The sequence below is a fragment of the Actinoplanes sp. NPDC051851 genome (assembly GCF_040681165.1).
In the GTDB taxonomy this organism is placed as follows: Bacteria; Actinomycetota; Actinomycetes; order Mycobacteriales; family Micromonosporaceae; genus Actinoplanes.
Genome location: NZ_JBFAYF010000003.1, coordinates 31,095 through 47,649, shown reverse-complemented (window position 1 = coordinate 47,649; position 16,555 = coordinate 31,095). Strand labels below are relative to the sequence as shown.

General features: G+C 70.8%; 13 protein-coding genes. 6 read left to right on the top strand and 7 right to left on the bottom strand.

Annotated elements, in window-relative coordinates; genetic code table 11:
• Positions 1 to 14: 14 nt before the first annotated feature.
• On the bottom strand, positions 15 to 392 hold the full coding sequence (locus AB0M08_RS04305) for a hypothetical protein (RefSeq protein ID WP_364488170.1): 378 nt from the start codon (positions 390 to 392) through the stop codon (positions 15 to 17).
• An 81-nt stretch (positions 393 to 473) separates the two neighbouring features.
• Between AB0M08_RS04305 and AB0M08_RS04300 the strand changes: the two genes are divergently transcribed.
• The 5 genes from AB0M08_RS04300 to AB0M08_RS04280 all read left to right on the top strand — a co-directional run bounded on the left by AB0M08_RS04300 (position 474) and on the right by AB0M08_RS04280 (position 7,161).
• Positions 474 to 1,655 (top strand): AAA domain-containing protein, encoded by a 1,182-nt coding sequence (locus AB0M08_RS04300; RefSeq protein ID WP_364488167.1) that lies wholly within the window; start codon positions 474 to 476, stop codon positions 1,653 to 1,655.
• Complete coding sequence (locus tag AB0M08_RS04295) at positions 1,652 to 2,401, top strand: hypothetical protein (protein ID WP_364488164.1); 750 nt, start codon at positions 1,652 to 1,654, stop codon at positions 2,399 to 2,401. Before AB0M08_RS04300 ends, AB0M08_RS04295 begins: the two co-directional genes overlap by 4 nt.
• A gap of 64 nt (positions 2,402 to 2,465) precedes the next feature.
• A complete protein-coding gene (locus tag AB0M08_RS04290; protein ID WP_364488161.1) occupies positions 2,466 to 3,020 on the top strand; it encodes a helix-turn-helix domain-containing protein in 555 nt (184 codons plus the stop codon).
• Between the two features lie 35 nt (positions 3,021 to 3,055).
• Complete coding sequence (locus tag AB0M08_RS04285; protein ID WP_364488158.1) at positions 3,056 to 5,401, top strand: MMPL family transporter; 2,346 nt, start codon at positions 3,056 to 3,058, stop codon at positions 5,399 to 5,401.
• Between the two features lie 863 nt (positions 5,402 to 6,264).
• Positions 6,265 to 7,161 (top strand): hypothetical protein, encoded by an 897-nt coding sequence (locus tag AB0M08_RS04280; protein WP_364488155.1) that lies wholly within the window; start codon positions 6,265 to 6,267, stop codon positions 7,159 to 7,161.
• A gap of 317 nt (positions 7,162 to 7,478) precedes the next feature.
• Here AB0M08_RS04280 and AB0M08_RS04275 read toward each other — a convergent pair whose 3' ends face one another.
• The 6 genes from AB0M08_RS04275 to AB0M08_RS04250 form a co-directional block, all read right to left on the bottom strand.
• A complete protein-coding gene (locus AB0M08_RS04275) occupies positions 7,479 to 8,579 on the bottom strand; it encodes a glycosyl hydrolase 53 family protein (protein ID WP_364488152.1) in 1,101 nt (366 codons plus the stop codon).
• A gap of 63 nt (positions 8,580 to 8,642) precedes the next feature.
• Entirely contained in the window at positions 8,643 to 9,719 is a 1,077-nt protein-coding gene (locus AB0M08_RS04270) for a glycosyl hydrolase 53 family protein (RefSeq protein WP_364488149.1), read from the bottom strand.
• Positions 9,720 to 9,816: 97 nt separating this feature from the next.
• Positions 9,817 to 10,833 (bottom strand): LacI family DNA-binding transcriptional regulator, encoded by a 1,017-nt coding sequence (locus AB0M08_RS04265; protein WP_364488146.1) that lies wholly within the window; start codon positions 10,831 to 10,833, stop codon positions 9,817 to 9,819.
• A 27-nt stretch (positions 10,834 to 10,860) separates the two neighbouring features.
• Positions 10,861 to 11,688, bottom strand: coding sequence for a carbohydrate ABC transporter permease (locus AB0M08_RS04260; protein WP_364488143.1), 828 nt, complete (start codon positions 11,686 to 11,688; stop codon positions 10,861 to 10,863).
• Positions 11,685 to 12,668, bottom strand: a complete 984-nt coding sequence (locus AB0M08_RS04255) for a sugar ABC transporter permease (protein WP_364488140.1) — start codon at positions 12,666 to 12,668, stop codon at positions 11,685 to 11,687. The genes AB0M08_RS04260 and AB0M08_RS04255 overlap by 4 nt, the downstream gene beginning before the upstream one ends.
• A 68-nt stretch (positions 12,669 to 12,736) precedes the next feature.
• Entirely contained in the window at positions 12,737 to 14,050 is a 1,314-nt protein-coding gene (locus AB0M08_RS04250; RefSeq protein ID WP_364488137.1) for an extracellular solute-binding protein, read from the bottom strand.
• Positions 14,051 to 14,248: 198 nt separating this feature from the next.
• On the opposite strand from AB0M08_RS04250, the gene AB0M08_RS04245 reads away from it, so the two are divergent.
• Positions 14,249 to 16,549 carry a beta-galactosidase gene (locus AB0M08_RS04245; RefSeq protein ID WP_364488134.1) on the top strand — a complete coding sequence of 767 codons (2,301 nt, stop codon included), beginning with the start codon at positions 14,249 to 14,251 and terminating at the stop codon, positions 16,547 to 16,549.
• Positions 16,550 to 16,555 lie beyond the last annotated feature (6 nt).

Sequence of the window (16,555 nt, the reverse complement as noted above, 5' to 3'; positions counted from 1 at the left end):
ATGACCGGATCCGATCACCCGGGAATGCGGACTCGGCTGGACAGCGTCGTGATCCGTCCAGAAACGATCATGGGTGCCGCGGTTGGCCGGGCGGGTTTGCGGCAACTAAGGTGAGGCGCATGGCGTCGACCTCCGTCGATCTCGATCGCGATGGCCGCGACCCGAGCCTGCGCCCGCCCGATTCGCCGCAGCATGGGCAGGAACTGTTCTGCGCGGCGATGGATCTGGCGGTTCGCGCCGCCCGGGCGTCGGATGCCGCCCTGGAACGGGAGACGGCGGCCTCCGGGGAGCATCCGGAAAAGCGCGACAAAGGGCTTTCGGATCGGGTCCGGCGCGAGGCCGTCCTCCGGCTGAGAGCCGGCGTGAGTGCCAATCCGGCTCTCCTGCCGCACCTTTCGCAGCGTGCCTTTTTCCTGTACGCCCGACCGGGTTCCCCGTCCACTCAAAAGGCGGCCCCGGAACGCGTACCCGAAATGCTCGTGAAGGAATGCGGGAGTGCCGATCGGAGCCGGACCGTCGCGGAGATCGCGGCCTCCGCGGTGGCGATTGGCGAGCGGGTGCTGGTCGCGGGCGTGGACGGCGCGGCGGTGGACGAGGCGCTGTCCCGGCTCCCGGCGGGACTGATCGTGGTGCGGGAGGACGCGGGCGGCACCGGTCCCCGCACGCCGGCCGGAGTGGCGTCCGACGTCCGGCAGCGGGCGCTGTCCCGCTCGCAGGCGACGGCCCGTGATCTGGAACCGTGGCTCGGCGACCCGTCACCGGCACAGGGCTGGCTGCGGCGGCTGGACGGCGCGCTCGCGGACGCCGACCGGACGGCGGGGGAGGCCGCGCGGATCCGGGCGGAGTGGCAGGCCGCGGCGGAGGCGGCCCGGGAACGGCTGTCCGGGGCGGTCGAGGAGTGCCGGGCGGCCCGGCGTGACCGGGAACGCGACCTGGCGACGGCCACCGCGGAGCGGGAGTGGGCCGCGGCCCACCGGCTGCGGCGCTGGTGGCGAGCGGTGCGCCGGGCGCTGGCCGGTCTCCGCCCGGCCCACGGCGTACCCGGGAAGGGTGTTGAGAAAGAAGGGGCGGCGGTCGAGGCGGCGTGCGAGGAGCTGGCGCGGGTGTCGGAGGTGCTCGCGGTGCGGGAGGCCGAGCGGGACGCGGCGGTGGCGGGCGATGCCGGGGTCAAGCGGGCGCTCGATCGCGCGGAGCTCGCCGACGTGGTGGCGAAACGGGCGCTGGAGGCGGCCGAACGCGCCGCGATGCAGCTGGCGCGGCTGCTGGAGGGCCTGGCCCCGGTCCCGGAGTGGAGTGCCGATCCGGCCGGGCTGGCGGAGTTCGCGAAGCACGGCCGGGACGTGGAGCCGGTGCTGCGGGCCCGGGCGGCGCTGCTCCGGGACTGGCGGCAGCGGATGGCGCGCCCGCCCGAGCAGCTCACCGCCGAGCTGGTGCGGTACGCGGACGTGGTCGGGGCGACCTGCCTCGGCGCCGGCCGGCCGGAGTTCGGGGACGGCGCGTTCGACCTGGTGGTGATCGACGGAGCGGAGTCGGTGCCGGTCGTCGACGCGCTGGTGGCCCTGGTGCGGGGGAGACGCGCGGTGCTGGTCGGCGAGGTGCGGGAGCCGGCCTCGGAGATCGGCACCGCGAGCATCCTGACACTGGTGGCCGGATGACCGTGGTGCCGCACGTGCCGCGCCGGGAGATCGTCGCGCGGGTCCGGGCGCTGCCGGACGTCACGCCGGAGCGGATCACCCCGCTGCTGGTGCCGATGTGGGAGGTCGACGTCGTCGCGACGGTTCGCGAGGCGTACCCGTACGACGTACTGGACCGCTACCTGGCCCGGGCGATCGCGGACGGGGAGCTGACCGGGCCCGAGGAGCTGGCCGGGTTCTACGGTATGGAGACCGGGCTGGTCCGGCGGGTGCTGGCCGGGATGGCGGTGATCGGGCACCTCGACGAGGACGGGCGGCTCACCGCGCTGGGGCGGCGGTCGGTCGCGGACGGGCGGCGCTACCTGCTGAGATCCGGGCGGCGGATGACGTTCCGGTTCGACGGGTTCGAGGGTGGGCCGGTGCCGCGGGTGCACGGGACCGGCTCGGTGTGGCTGCGGCACCCGGAGCTGACCCTGCGGGACGGGACGAGGTTCGCGGCGGTGCCCGGCGTGCCGTTGGCTTCCGGCGCTCTTGATCTGCTGTTGGCTCGCCCGGATCTATCCGACTTCTCGGGACAGGTGGTGCCGGTCTCGGCGGAGATCAGCCGGACTCGACCCGTGTGGCTGCCGGTCTACCTCGTGACATGCCGGGAAGCGCCGCCGCTCGCCTTCGTCAAGGCGGTGGACGGGCCGGACCCGTACCTCGCCGACCTGCTCGGACGGGTTTACCGGGGCACCGCGGGGGAACCGGTCGGTGAACATCAGTGAAGTGTGGGGACCGACACGGTCCCTGACGGACCAGGTTGGTCCATAACGGTCTACGGTGGTCCCCATGCCCCGTCCCACCAGACAGCAGATCGACGACGAGATCCTGGACGCCGCCGCCACGCTCTTCGCGCGGCACGGCTTCAAGGAGACGTCCGTGCAGCGCATCGCCGACGCGGTGGGCTACTCGAAGACCGGGCTGCTGCACCGCTTCCCGACCAAGGAGGCGCTGCAGAGCGCGGTGATCGACCGTTGCGTCACCGGCCTCCGCGAGGTCGCGGCGCTGGTGGAGGGGCAGCCGGTCGGCCCGGCCCGGGACCGAACGGTGATCTCCGGGCTCGCCCGGATGGCGATCGGACAGCCCGGTGTCGTCGCTCTCCTGCTCGCCAGCCTGCTCAGCGAGCCGGAGAGCGAGATCGGCTCGGCGTTCCACGTCATCGGGGAGGCGGTCGGCGAGGCCTTCGGCGACGGATTCCAGTGCGAAGGGGCACGGACGGTCCGGATCACGGGCGCCCTCGGAGCACTGGCCGTCGCCAGCGTGGCCCTGCGCGACCACCTCACCCCGGACGCGGTCGGCGCCCTGGTCGACGTCTCGTACGACGCCCTCGGCCACCGCGACTAGAACCGCCCACCCCTCACTGAACAAGGGAACCCCTCATGGCAACGCTGTTGCATCGCCTCGGACTCGGGTCCGTACGGCATCGCATCATCGTCACCGTCGTGTGGCTGCTCGCCCTGGCGGCCGTGGCCGTCGGCGCGGTCAAGCTCTCCGGCGAGATGGTCAACACCTTCCGGATCCCCGGCCAGGAATCGACGATCGCGCTCGACCTGATGAAGGACAAATTCGGCGCGGCCTCCGCGGGCGCGTCGGTGCAGGTGGTCTTCGCCGCCCCGGACGGGCAGAAGATCACCGACCAGGCGAACGCCGGGCAGCTCGCCCAGGCGGTCGCGTCGTTCGGCACGCTGCCCGGCGTGGTCGCGGTGAGCAACCCGCTCGACCCGCAGGCGCCCGCGGTGTCGCAGGACCAGTCGGCGGCGTACAGCACGGTCACCTACGGGGTGCAGCCGTCCGAGGTCACCGACGAGGAGCGCGAGGCGATCTTCGACGCCCTCGAACAGGCCAAGGCCGGCGGGCTCACCGTCGAGGCCCGGGGTGAGGCGCTGAGCAACGCGGCCGACATCGGCGGTGCCTCCGAGGGCATCGGTGTGATCATCGCGCTGATCGTGCTCGCGCTGACGTACGGCTCCCTCGTCGCGGCCGGGATGAACCTGCTGACCGCGATCGTCGGCGTCGGCATCGGCGTCGCCGGGATCACCACGCTCTCCGGGTTCGTCCAGCTCCAGTCGACCACCCCGATCCTGGCGGTGATGCTGGGCCTGGCCGTCGGCATCGACTACGCGCTCTTCATCGTCACCCGGTTCCGGCACGAGCTCCGGCGCGGCCTTTCGGTGGAGGCCGCCGCCGCGTACGCCGTGGGAACCGCCGGCTCGGCCGTGGTCACCGCCGGACTGACCGTGGTGATCGCGCTGGCCGGCCTGAGCATCGTCGGCATCCCGTTCCTGACCGAGATGGGCCTGGCCGCCTCGGCCACCATCGTGGTCGCCGTCCTCGTCGCGATCACCCTGGTCCCGGCGATCCTCGGCTTCATCGGCAAGCGGGCGCTGCCCCGCAAGCAGCGCGACCTGGCCCCCTCCGCCGGCGACGAGGTCAAGGAGGGCCGCGGCTTCATCCACGGCTGGGCCAACCTGGTCACCCGGCAGCGGACGATCAGCCTGCTGCTCGCCGTGGCCGCGCTCGCCGTGATCGCCATCCCGTTCTTCAGCATGCAGACCACGCTCGCCCAGCGCTCGCCCGAGGGCAGCACCCAGGCCGAGGCGGACGCGCTGATCGACCAGCGCTTCGGCCCCGGCGTCAGCGGACCGCTGCTGATCCTGATCGACGGGAAGAACGCCGTCGCGTACGCGGCGACCGTGCAGCAGCAGGTCCAGAGCCTGCCGGATGTCGCGTACGTCGCGGCGCCCACCCCGAACCAGGACCAGTCGGCCGCGCTCGTCACAGTCATCCCGGCCTCCGGCGCCGAGGACGAGAAGACCCTCGACCTGGTGAACACCATCCGCGATACGGTTGCGGACAGTGACGGCGCCGACGTGTACGTGACCGGCCAGACCGCGATCAGCATCGACGTCTCGCAGAAACTGAACGACGCGCTCCCGGTCTACCTCGGGCTCGTCGTCGGGCTGGCCTTCGTGCTGCTCGTGCTGGTCTTCCGGTCCCTCCTGGTGCCGGTGGTCGGCGTGCTCGGCTTCCTGCTCACCATCGGTTCCGCGTTCGGCGCCACGGTCGCGGTCTTCCAGTGGGGCTGGCTCGCCGACGCGGTCAACGCCGGGTCCACCGGCCCGATCATCAGCCTCGCGCCGATCATCATCGTCGGCATCCTGTTCGGGCTCGCGATGGACTACCAGGTCTTCCTGGTCTCCCGGATGCATGAGGCACACGCTCACGGTGCGTCACCGCGCGACGCGATCGTCAACGGGTTCCGCCAGGCCGCCCCGGTGGTCATCGCCGCCGCCACGATCATGTTCGCGGTCTTCGCCGCCTTCGTCCCGGAGGGCAACGACACGATCAAGCCGATCGCGTTCGCGCTCGCGGTCGGCATCGCCTTCGACGCCTTCGTGATCCGCATGATCGCGGTCCCGGCGGCGCTGGCCCTGCTCGGCCGCTCGGCGTGGTGGCTCCCGTCCTGGCTGCGCTGGCTCCCGGAGCTCGACGTCGAGGGCGCCGCCCTGGAGCGCAAGGCCGCCACGACGTCACCGGCACCGTCATCCGCATCCACGCCCGACTCGGCCGCGGCGGCGCTGGCTGACTCGGCCGCGGCTTCGCCGGCTGACCCGGCTGACCCGGCTGACCCGGCCGCGGCTCCGTCGGCCGACCCGGCCGCGGCTTCGCCGGCTGGTTCGAACGCCGGGCCGTCGGAGGAGGAGTCGGCGTCCACCCGCGCCTGACCCCGCACCCGCGGTCCGCAACCGGCGCGGCCGCCGCCCTTCCCGGGGCGGCGGTCGCGCCGTCTGCTTGCCGGCTGCTTCTCAGGGCTGATCCCGTTGGTCAATTTCGGCCAGGGCCCTCACCCGGTCGTGCTGCCCCGTGTTCGTGCTCTCGCCCCGACACGGCGTTGTCCACAGGCGGCCCGCCTGCGGCCCGGCCCGCGCCGTTCGCGCCGTGCGCCGTGCGCCGCGTCAAGATCGCTGGACCGCGGGGCTGCGGACCACATGAGACGGGCTGATCCGACGGCGAGCCACCCCGGTCTGGGGCGGACTGCCGGTGTGCGCGGTTCACTTCCAGCGGAACCGGGCCCGCCACTTCCTGCGGTTGGGATGGGCCCTGCACGCAGCCGACTCGCCCGGACGGGGCGGGGACGGGCATACGCGCCGAGAGCGGGCCGGCAAGAGCGAGCCGGACTCGGCCGCCACCGACGGCGGCGCGTCGGAGTGGCGTGGCGGCGGCGCGTCGGAGTGGCGTGGCGGCGGCACGGTGGTGTGGAGGTGCGGCGTGGCGGCTGCGTGGTGGTGTCGGGGTGCGGGGGTGCGGCGGCGTGGGGGGTGCGGCGTCGTATGGGTGTGGCGGGTGGGGATGTGGGCGGGCGGGAGGGTGGGGGATGTGTGTGACGGATCGGAGTGGGAAGTGTGTCGATTGGGTGACGGGTTTGAATTTTTCCAGAATTTGGTTAGATCCGGGCTGAGCTGGGCGTTTGCGGTCATGGGAGCGTGATCAACGGGAAGAGGGGCGGGAGGGCGTTGAACCCTGCGGTGGGCGGGGACCGTATGGCCCCGCAACCGGTGAGATAGACGTCCGACTACGAGGAGTGATCATGAGGCCGCGGGCTTACCGACGTAATCAGCAGACGGGGAACCGGCGGAAGACGATCGGCGCGGTGGTGGTCGCGGGCGTACTGGCGGCCACCGGGTTCGCCGGTGTGCAGTTGGCCAACGCCAGCACCGAGGCGAACACCAAGGCCGGCAGCCTGATCAGCGTGGACGGTCAGCAGTTCGACATCTCGCAGTGCGAGGCGGTCGAGGTTCAGGGCACCGTGGTGGTCTGCGACGGCGCGGAGATCCAGCCGGTCGCGGACGACGGTGCGGCCGACGACGCGGCGGGCGACGACGCGGGTGACGCGGTCGCCTCGGCGGCGGCGCTCGAGACGGCGTGTGACACGTTCGCGGCTGATGTCGCGGCGGCGGGTGACGCGGCCGGTGACGAGGCCGCCGATGATGCCGCGGGTGACGACGCGGCCGCGGACGAGGCCGAGGCGGGCTCCGAGGAGGCCGCCAAGGAGAACAAGGTCCTGGCCAAGAAGTACGCCAAGCTGCTCAAGAAGCGGAACAAGGACAAGGGCGACGACGCCGCCGACGAGGCCGACGACGCGGGTGCCGCCGACGAGGCGGATGACGCGGCCGACGACGCGGACGACGCGGGTGCCGCCGATGACGCGGATGCCGCCGACGACGCCGCTGCCGCTGACGCCGCCGCGACCGCGGTGACCTCGGCGCAGACCAGCCTGCTGCAGGCCTGCCTCGCGCTCGCCGACGCCAAGGCCGTCCTGGCCGCGGCCGGTGGCGCCGCCGACGACGGTGCGGCCGACGACGGTGCCGCGGACGACGCGGGTGACGCCGCGGACGACGAGGCCGCGGACGACGGTGCCGCCGACGACCAGCAGGCGGACGACGAGGCGGCCGACGAAACCGCTTCCACGAAGATCAAGAAGTAACGAAGATCAAGAAGTGACGATGTAAGGGCACGGCGAAAGACTGCCCGGCTGGCGGGACCGGAAAACTCTCCAGCCGAGTGGATCCCCCGGGAACGGACGATGGTGCGGAAGCGGCAGCTTCCGCACCATCGCTGTTTCTACGGGCCGACCGGGCCGGGCCGACGGAGCCGGGCCGGGGCGGCCGGGCCGACGGAGCCGGCCGGGGCGGCCGGGCCCTGGGCAGGCGGCCCGGGGGGAGCGGCCCGCGGAGCCGGCGGCGCGGTCACGGCCCGGTGGGTGCGGCCGATCGCGTGCCTACGGCGTACCGGAGAAGGTTCTCAGGCTGTCCACTTCACATAGGAGTTGAACTTGCCGGTCGCGTCGAAGGTGGCCATGTTGTCCCAGCCGTCGCCGGTCCCGTTGATGTTGGCGGGGTCCCAGCCGTTGCCCGCGATCGCATACCAGGTGGGCTCCCAGTAGAAGACGCCGATCGCGCCCGCGTTGCGTGCCGTGTTCTGGATCCAGGTGAACTCGGTGCCCTGGCCGGCCTTGGACGCGGACTGGCCGTCGCAGGTCGTGGTGCCGGGGATCGAGTTCGCCTCGCTGTCGGCGTCGGCCGTCGTGTACATGTACGCCGTCTCGACGATGACGACCGGCTTGCTGTAGCGCGACTTCACGTCGGCGATCACGTTGTAGAGGTTCGCCAGCGTGCCGTGCCACATGCAGTAGTAGGAGAGCGCGGTGATGTCCCAGGAGACACCGGCCGCCTTGATGCCGTCGTAGAACCAGCGCGCGTTGGCGTCGCTGTCCGCGTCGGCCGTGTGGATCATGACCTGGGTGCTGCTGTTGCAGGCCTTGGTCGCGTTGTAGCCCTGCTTGAGCAGGCTGGCGAGCGGGGTGAAGTTGCTGTTCGTCACGTAGCCCTGCGGCCAGAGCATGCCGACGTTGATCTCGTTGCCGATCTGCACGCTGTCCGGGGTGGTGCCCTGCGACTTGAGCGCGGTACAGACCTCGTAGGTCCAGTTGTAGACGTCGGTCTGCAGCTGCGCGAGGGTGTGCGAGCTCCAGGCCGCCGGCGGGTACTGCTTGCCGGGGTCCGCCCAGGTGTCCGAGTAGTGGAAGTCGATCAGCAGCTTCAGGCCCTTGGCCTTGATCGCCGCGGCCTGCTGGAGCACCTTGGCCTTGTTGTTGTAGCCGCTGGCCGGGTTGTTCCAGACGCGCAGCCGCATGTAGTTCGCGCCGGCGCCGGAGAGGATGTCGTAGGGATCCGCGGCGGCACCCGCCGCGGTGTAGTACTTGCCGCCGAGGTCCAGGGTGCGCTGCAGCGACGAGACGTCGGCGCCGAGCATGGTCAGGCTGTTGGCGGCGTGGGCGGGGGCGGGGGCGATGGCCAGCATCAGGAGGACTGCCCCGATGACGGCCGTGATGGATCTCTTCATCGCGCTCCTTGGGGGAGGAGAGGGTCGGTGGCGACCCTTTTTGTCCCGATTTTTTCGGGAAATCTAGCGCTTCCAGACGATGTAGGGATTGATGCGACCGTTGTCGTCGAAGGTCGCCATGTTCTCCCACGCATTGCCGGAATTCTGGATGTCCTCGGTGTCCCAGCCGTTGCCGTCGACGGCGGTCCAGGTGGGCTCCCAGTAGAAGGTGCCGAGTGCGCCGGCGCTCCGCGCGACGTCCTGTACCTGCGCGAACTCCGTCGCCTGGCCCTGCTGCGTGGCGGGGATCCCGTCGCAGGGCGCGGCCGAGGTCATGATGTTCTCGAGGTCGTCGTAGTTGTCGGTGGTGTACGGGTAGGCGGTCTCCGCGATCACCGCGGGCTTCCCGTACCGCTCCTGCACGTCGCTGAGGACGGTCGCCAGGTTGGTCAGGTCACCGTGCCACATGCAGTAGTAGGAGAGCGCGGTGATGTCCCACTTCACGCCCTGCGCGGCGATCCCGTCGTAGAACCAGTGCGCCGCCCCGATGCTCCCGGCGTCCGCGGTGTGGATCATGACCTGGGTCCGCGGGCTGCACGCCTTGGTCGCGTTGTAACCCGCCTTGAGCAGCGACGCGAGCGGGGCGAAGTCACTGTTCACCACCGCGCCGGCGGGCCAGAGCATGCCGGTGTTGATCTCGTTGCCGATCTGCACGCTGTCCGGCTGGGTGGCCTTGCAGACCTCGTACGTGTAGTCGTAGACGTCCTGCTGCAGCTGCGCGAGATCGTGACCGGACCAGGCGGCGGGGATGTACTGCTTGCCGGGATCCGCCCAGGTGTCCGAGTAGTGGAAGTCGATCAGCACCTTGAGCCCGTGCTTACGGGCCTCCCGGGCCTGCGCGATCACGTGCGCCTTGTCGTTGTACCCGCTGGTCGGGTTGTTCCAGACGCGCAGCCGGACGTAGTTGACGCCGGCCTGCTTGAGGATGTCGTAGGGGTTGGCGCGCCGCCCGCGGGCGTCGTAGAACGTCGCGCCGAGGTCGAGCGCGCGGGGCAGGGTGGAGACGTCCGCGCCGCGCATGGGCACCTCTCTGGCGTGCGCGGAAGCGGGTGCGGCGGGGATCAGGAGTAGGCCGGCGGCAAGGATGGCAGTGAACTTCATAACGCTCCTTTGTGGACAAAAAGGACGCATTTGCATAAATCGATATAAGATCAAGACCGTTTTCGGGTACGGGTCGAGCGGGCGATCCGGGTACGGGCTAAGCAGGCGAGGAGGCGCGCAGAACCAGACTGGTCGGCACCGTGATGGAGAGCGGCGTCCGGCCGTTGATCACGTCGACGAGGAGCCGGACCATCTCCTCGCTGATCCGGTCGAGCGGCTGCCGCACCGTGCTCAGCGGCGGCTCGGTCGTGGCGGCCAGCCCCGAATCGTCGAAGCCGACCACCCGTACGTCGGAGGGAACCCGGCGGCCGGCCTCGCGCAGCACCGGCAGGGTGGCCGCCGCGATCGCGTCGGACGCGGCGAAGACCGCGTCCACGTCCGGCACCCGCTTCAGCAGCGTGCGCATCCCGGACGCGCCGTTGTCGCGCCGCCAGTCGCCGTGCACGATGTAGTCCTGGTCGACCGGGAGGCCGTGCGCCATCAGCGCGTCGGTGTAGCCGGCCAGCCGGTCCACGCCGCCGGAGGTGTCCAGCGGCCCGGTGATGGTGGCGATCTTCCGGCAGCCCGCGGCGATCAGGTGCTCGACCGCGGAGCGCGCCCCGGCCCGGTCGTCGGCCGAGACCGAGCTCATCATCTCCTCCAGCCCCAGCACCCGGCCGCAGGCCACGATCGGCACCTGCGCCTGGACCAGCTGATCGAGCAGCGGGTCGCCGGAGTGCGGGGAGACCAGCAGCACGCCGTCGACGTGGCCGCCGTTGAGGAACGCGATCGTCCGGCTGCGCTCCTCCGGGGTGGAGGCGATCATCAGGATCAGGGTCAGCTCCCGGTCGGAGAGCGCCTGGGCCACCCCGCGCAGCAGCACCGAGAAATTCGGATCCTCGAAGAGCAGGTGCTGCGGCTCGGTGAGCAGGAAGGCGATCGACCCGGACCGGCCGGTGGCGAGCGACCGGGCGTGCTGGTTGGTCGTGTACCCGGTCCGCGAGATGGCGTCGCGGACCGCGCGGACGGCCTCCGGGCTCACCCAGTCGCGACCGTTGAGGACCCGCGAGACGGTCGCGTAGGACACCCCGGCCTCGCGCGCGACGTCGCGGATGGTGGGGCGTTTACGCGACACGTTCGGGATCATAGCCGTCACCGTTCGTCAGGCCTTGACGCCACCGGCGGCCAGGTCGACCTGCCAGTAGCGCTGGAGCGTCAGGAAGAGCGCGATCAGCGGGACGATCGAGATCAGCGCCCCGGTCACCACCGAGATGTACATGGCGGGCTGGCTCGCACCCTGGTTGAGCAGGCTGTTCAGGCCCACCGTGAGCGGGTAGAGCTTGTCGGTGCCGAGCATGATGTACGGGAGCATGAAGTTGTTCCAGATCGCCACGAACTGGAACAGGAAGACCGTGACCAGCCCGGTGCGCATCATCGGCAGCACCACCCGCAGGAAGGTCCGCCAGTCGCCGGCGCCGTCGATCCGGGAGGCCTCCAGGATCTCGGTCGGCACCGAGGCGGCCGCGAAGATCCGGGCCAGGTAGATGCCGTACGGGCTGATGAAGCTGGGCAGCAGCACCGCCCAGTAGGTGTTGGTCAGCCCGACCTTGGAGAGCAGCAGGTACTGCGGGATGGCCAGGATGACGCCGGGCACCAGCACGCCGGCCAGGATCACGTTGAAGACGAAGCCCTTGCCCGGGAAGTCGAACTTGGCCAGCGCGAACCCGCTCATCGCGGAGACGAACGTGGAGACCAGCCCGCCGACGCCGGCGTAGATCGCGGTGTTGCCCATCCAGCGCCAGTACAGGCCGCCCCGGTAGGTGGAGAGGTCGACGATGTTGTCCCACAGGTGGGTGCTCGGCGCGAGCGTGAAGGTGGAGAAGAGCTCGCCGGAGCTCTTGGACGAGGCGATCAGCACCCAGATCACCGGGAAGAGGCAGTAGGCCGCGCCCAGGATCAGCAGCGTCGTGGAGATCTTGCTGTTCTTCATGAGTCTTCCTGGTTGAACGCGCGACGGCCGACCAGCTTCAGGAAGCCGAAGGAGAGGATGAACGTCGCCACCGCGATGACCACCGAGGTGGCCGCGGCGGAGTAGATGTCGTTGCGGACGAACGCGTCCCGGTAGACCTTCATCAGCGGGGTCCACGTGTACGAGATGGTGTTACTCAGCGGCTTGAGCGTCATCGGCTCGGCGAAGACCTGCAGGGTGGCGATCAGCGAGAAGACGAACGTCATCACCAGCGAGGGCATCACGATCGGGATCTTGATGCGCCAGGCGATCGCCAGCTCCGAGGCGCCGTCGATCCGGGCCGACTCGTAGAGGCTGGTCGGCACGGCCTTCAGCGCGGTGTAGATGACGATCATGTTGAAGCCGGTGCCGCCCCAGACCGCCACGTTCGCCACCGCGTAGAGCACCCACGAGGAGGAGAGGAACTCCGGCGCGGTGATCCCGAAGACCGACAGCGCGTCGGTGATCGGGCTGACCTTGGGGAGGTAGAGGAAGCCCCAGAGCAGCGAGGCGACCACGGCGGGGACCGCGTACGGCAGGAAGATCGCGATCCGGGCGAAGCCGCTCAGCCCGGGGCGGCTGCGCCCGGCGTCCAGCAGCAGCGCGAAGAGCAGGGCCAGGCCGAGCATGATCGGGACCACGACCAGGCCGTACCCGATGATGCGGTAGACGCTGGGCAGGAACTCGGGGTCGGTCATCGACCGGGTGTAGTTGCTCAGCCCGGCCCAGATCTCGGTGCGGGACTTCGAGCCGAGACCGAGGCCACTGACCTTGACCTTGCGCAGGCTCAGGTAGCCGGCGTAGACGATCGGGGCGGCCAGGAAGAGCGTGAAGAGGATCAGGCCGGGAGCGAGGAAGGCGTACGGGACGCCGGCGCGCCGGCCGCCGGGCCGGGCGGCGCGGGCCGTCGCTGGTCGTGCGGCGGCGATGGTCTTACTGGGAGCTTGGGTAGTCAGCGACATCGCCGAACCTTCCGTGAGGACCGGGACGGGCCTGGTTCATTCAACAACCTGACCCGCCCCGGTGGGCATCAGCCGGCGACGTTGAAGCCGTTGTTCTTCATGTCGTCGACCGTGGCCGACTGGATGGTGGCGAGCGCCGCGGTGAAGTTCGCGGCCTTCTTCGACTCGGCCGCCTTGCCGTACGCGTCGTTGAAGGCGCTGTACGCGGTGTTGACGTTCGGGCCGTACGTGAACGGCTTGGTGGCCTTGGCCGCCTCGGCCGCGATCGTGTAGAAGTCGGCCTGGTCCGAGAAGAAGGCCGGCGGGCTGGTCAGCGCGGTGGCGGTCGCCTCGTTCGCGGCCGGGTACACGTTCGCGGTGTTCGCCAGCAGCTTCAGGGCGGCCGGGTCGCTGTTCAGCCACGCGATGAACTCGGCGGCCTGCTTCGGGTGCTTGCTCTGGCTGGTCACGCTCGTCGCGGAGCCGCCCCAGTTACCGGTGGCCGGGCTGGCGGCGTCCCACTGCGGCATGATCGCCGCCTTCCACTTGCCCTTGGTGTCCTTGGCGCTGCCCTCGAGCACGCCCGGCGCCCAGACCGCGGAGACCCAGCCGACCTGCGAGCCGTCGTTCAGCGCGGCGTTCCACTCCGGGGTGTACATCGGCTTGTTGTCGATGACGCCCTTCTCGACCAGGCCACCCCAGTACGACGCGACCTTCTGGGTCGCGGCGTCGTTGATGTTGACGGTCCACTGGTCGCCGTTCACGCCCCACCAGGACGCGCCGGCCTGCTGGGCGAGCCCGGCGAAGAGCCCGGCGTCGGTGGCGGAGAACGTACCCAGGAACTGCTTGGCATTGGCCTTGTGGATCTTTTCGGCGGCCGCGGCGTAGTCGTCCCAGGTCTTGGGCGCCTCGAGGCCGTTCTTCGCGAAGATGTCGGCGCGGTAGAAGAACATCAGCGGGCCGGAGTCCTGCGGGACGCCGTAGACCGCGTCCGACCCGAGGGTCACGCTGGTCCAGTTGGCCGCGGGGAACTTGTCCTTGAGCGAGCCGACCTCCGAGGAGATGTCGGCGAGCGCGTCGGCGGAGACCAGCGTGGGGATCTTCTGGTACTCGGCCTGCATCACGTCGGGAGCGCCGCTGCCCGCCTTGATCGCGGTGAGCAGCTTGGTGACCGCGGGGTCGCCGCCGTCCTGCTTGTTGACCGTGACCTGGATGTTCGGGTGCGTGCTGTTCCAGCCCTCGACGACCTTGTCCATGTTCGGTGCCCAGCTCCAGTAGGTCAGGCTGACCTTCTCGTCGCTGGTGGAACTGTCGGTCGAGTCGTCGGAGCTGGAGCAGGCGGCGGAAGTAAGAAGCGCTGCGGCGGTCAGAGCCGCCAGCAGCGGGGCGAATTTAGTCTTCATTGATCCTCCTTGATCGGCGTTGCCGAGGAGCGGGCAGCCGGGACCGACGCCATCCGTGGGGACGGTGCCTGTGACCGGTTACAGTGCTGCTGTTACGGCGATGTGTCAAGCCCTTGCTTTCAGTGCGTCCACCTTGTGTATCGTGCGGGCACAGCCGGCTGTGACCGGTTACAGGCAAAAATCTGAGGAGGGGTTCTCGTGCCCACTGACCCATTGATGTGGCCCGAGCCGCTCTCTGTCCGCCACCAGGGCTGGGCGACACCGCTGCGCCGCCCGCGGATGAGCAACGACGAGGACGTCCGGCCGGGCATCGCGCTGACCAACCGGTACCTGAGCCGCGACGGCGTACCGGTCGTCCCGGTCTCCGGGGAGCTGCACTACAGCCGGGTGCCCCGGCACCGCTGGGCCGAGCGCCTGCGCCAGATGAAGGCCGGCGGGGTCACCGTGGTGGCCACGTACCTCTTCTGGCTGCACCACTCCCCGGCCCGCGGCGAGTACGCGTTCGACGGCAACCTGGACGTCGGCGCCTTCGTCGACATGGTGGTCGAAACCGGTCTCGACGTGGTGCTCCGGATCGGCCCGTGGTGCCACGGCGAGAGCCGCAACGGCGGTTTCCCCGACTGGGTCCAGCAGGCCCCGGTCCGGCACCGCACCGACGACCCGGACTACCTCGCGATGGTGGCGGAGTTCTTCGCCGCGATCGGTGGCGCGGTCGGTGACCGATTCGGGAAGGTCCTCGGCATCCAGATCGAGAACGAGCTGTACACCCAGCCCGAGCACATTCGGACACTCAAGCGGATGGCCCGCGAGGCCGGGATGGCCGCGCCGATCTGGACCGCCACCGCCTGGGACAGCGCCGAGCTGCCCGAGGAGGAGGTGCTGCCCCTCTACGGCGGCTACGGCGACGGCTTCTGGGTCGACTCGGACGCCCCGTGGGCCCCGAACTTCCGCGACCACTACTTCTTCTCCCACGTCTGGGACGATCCGGGCATCGGCGCCGACGTCCGCCGGGCGCAGAACATCGAGGCGGCCAAGGGCGGCCCGCGCACCCCGTCGGACCTCTTCCCGGCCGCGACCTGCGAGCTCGCCGGCGGCATGGCGACCGCGTACCACCGCCGCCCGCGCCCCGCCGCCCTCGACGTGGCGACCATCGCGCACTGCAAGATCGGCAACGGCTCCGCCTGGCAGGGCTACTACATGTACGCCGGCGGCACCAACCCGGCGTCCCCCGACGGCATGCAGGAGTCGCACGCCACCGGTTACCCGAACGACATGCCCCGCCTCGGCTACGACTTCCACGCGCCGATCGGCGAGGCCGGCACCCTCGCACCCAGCCACGCCGAGCTGCGCCGCCAGCACGCGTTCCTCCTGGCCTTCGGCGACCGTCTCGCCGAGATGCCGTCCAGCCTGCCCGACGTCCGCCCGTCCGGTGTCGAGGACAGCGAAACCCTGCGCTGGGCCCTGCGCAGCGACGGCGACTCCGGCTTCCTCTTCCTGGCCTGGTACCAGCCGCACTTCCCGCTCGACACCTACCGCGGCGCCCGCTTCCGGGCCACCCTCGACGCCGGGGCGCTGGAGTTCCCCTCCCGGCCGATCGACGTCCCGGCCGGCACGCTGGCCCGCTGGCCGGTCAACCTGACCCTCGGCGGCGTCCGCCTGGCCTGGGCGACCGCATCGGCGCTGACCTGGCTCCCCGGCGACGTCCCCACGCTGGTCCTGGTCGCCGAGCCCGGCATCGAGCCCGAGATCGCCGTCGCCGACGGGGGAGTGGTCAACGTCCAGGGCGTCACCCCGTCACTCACCCCGCTCCGGGTCACCACCGGCGCCGGCACGCTCGACGTCCTGGTCCTGCCCGCCGAGACCGCCGACGCCCTCTGGGTGGTCGACGCCCCGCGGCGCCGCCTCCTGCTCTCCGAGCAGGAGATCCAGTGGTCGGCCGAGGGCGCGGTCTCGCTCAAGGCCGTTTCCCCTTCTCCGGTACGCGAGTACGCCCCTTCCCGGCAGGCCTTCACCGACCTGCCCCTCGCCCCGCCCACCGCCCCCGCTCCGGTGGACGTCCTCGCCACCGAGATCCGCCCCGCTTCCGCGTCGGTCCCGGCCGGTTACGGCAAGCACGACGGCCGTTCGTCGGCCCCGTCCCGCCGGGCCTTCGACGACCACGCCGGGGTCTACCGTCTCGCCCTCCCGGACTGGGCCGCCGACCCGTCCCTGGACCCGCTCCTGACCATCGACTGGTCCGGCGACACCGCCGAGCTCCGGGTGAACGACACCCCGGTGACCGACCGTTTCTGGGACGGTTCCCGCTGGCACGTCAACCTGACCGACGCGGGCTACACCCCGGACGCCACCGTGACCCTGCACATCCTCCCGCTGGCCACGGTCTCCCCGGTCTCCCTCCCGATCGACGCCCGCGACCGCCTGGTGGCCGCCGACACCCAGCTCCTGACCATCGACGCCATCACGCTGACCCCCCGCACCCTCACCCCCGAGTCCCGCTGATCCCCC

What these genes read in the sequence shown, in the direction of transcription:
- AB0M08_RS04270 (WP_364488149.1), bottom strand. Translation starts at nt 9,719, where the DNA reads ATGAAGTTCACTGCCATCCTTGCCGCCGGCCTACTCCTGATCCCCGCC.
- AB0M08_RS04280 (WP_364488155.1), top strand. Translation starts at nt 6,265, where the DNA reads ATGAGGCCGCGGGCTTACCGACGTAATCAGCAGACGGGGAACCGGCGG.
- AB0M08_RS04255 (WP_364488140.1), bottom strand. Translation starts at nt 12,668, where the DNA reads ATGTCGCTGACTACCCAAGCTCCCAGTAAGACCATCGCCGCCGCACGA.
- AB0M08_RS04275 (WP_364488152.1), bottom strand. Translation starts at nt 8,579, where the DNA reads ATGAAGAGATCCATCACGGCCGTCATCGGGGCAGTCCTCCTGATGCTG.
- AB0M08_RS04260 (WP_364488143.1), bottom strand. Translation starts at nt 11,688, where the DNA reads ATGAAGAACAGCAAGATCTCCACGACGCTGCTGATCCTGGGCGCGGCC.
- AB0M08_RS04250 (WP_364488137.1), bottom strand. Translation starts at nt 14,050, where the DNA reads ATGAAGACTAAATTCGCCCCGCTGCTGGCGGCTCTGACCGCCGCAGCG.
- AB0M08_RS04300 (WP_364488167.1), top strand. Translation starts at nt 474, where the DNA reads ATGCTCGTGAAGGAATGCGGGAGTGCCGATCGGAGCCGGACCGTCGCG.
- AB0M08_RS04285 (WP_364488158.1), top strand. Translation starts at nt 3,056, where the DNA reads ATGGCAACGCTGTTGCATCGCCTCGGACTCGGGTCCGTACGGCATCGC.
- AB0M08_RS04290 (WP_364488161.1), top strand. Translation starts at nt 2,466, where the DNA reads ATGCCCCGTCCCACCAGACAGCAGATCGACGACGAGATCCTGGACGCC.
- AB0M08_RS04295 (WP_364488164.1), top strand. Translation starts at nt 1,652, where the DNA reads ATGACCGTGGTGCCGCACGTGCCGCGCCGGGAGATCGTCGCGCGGGTC.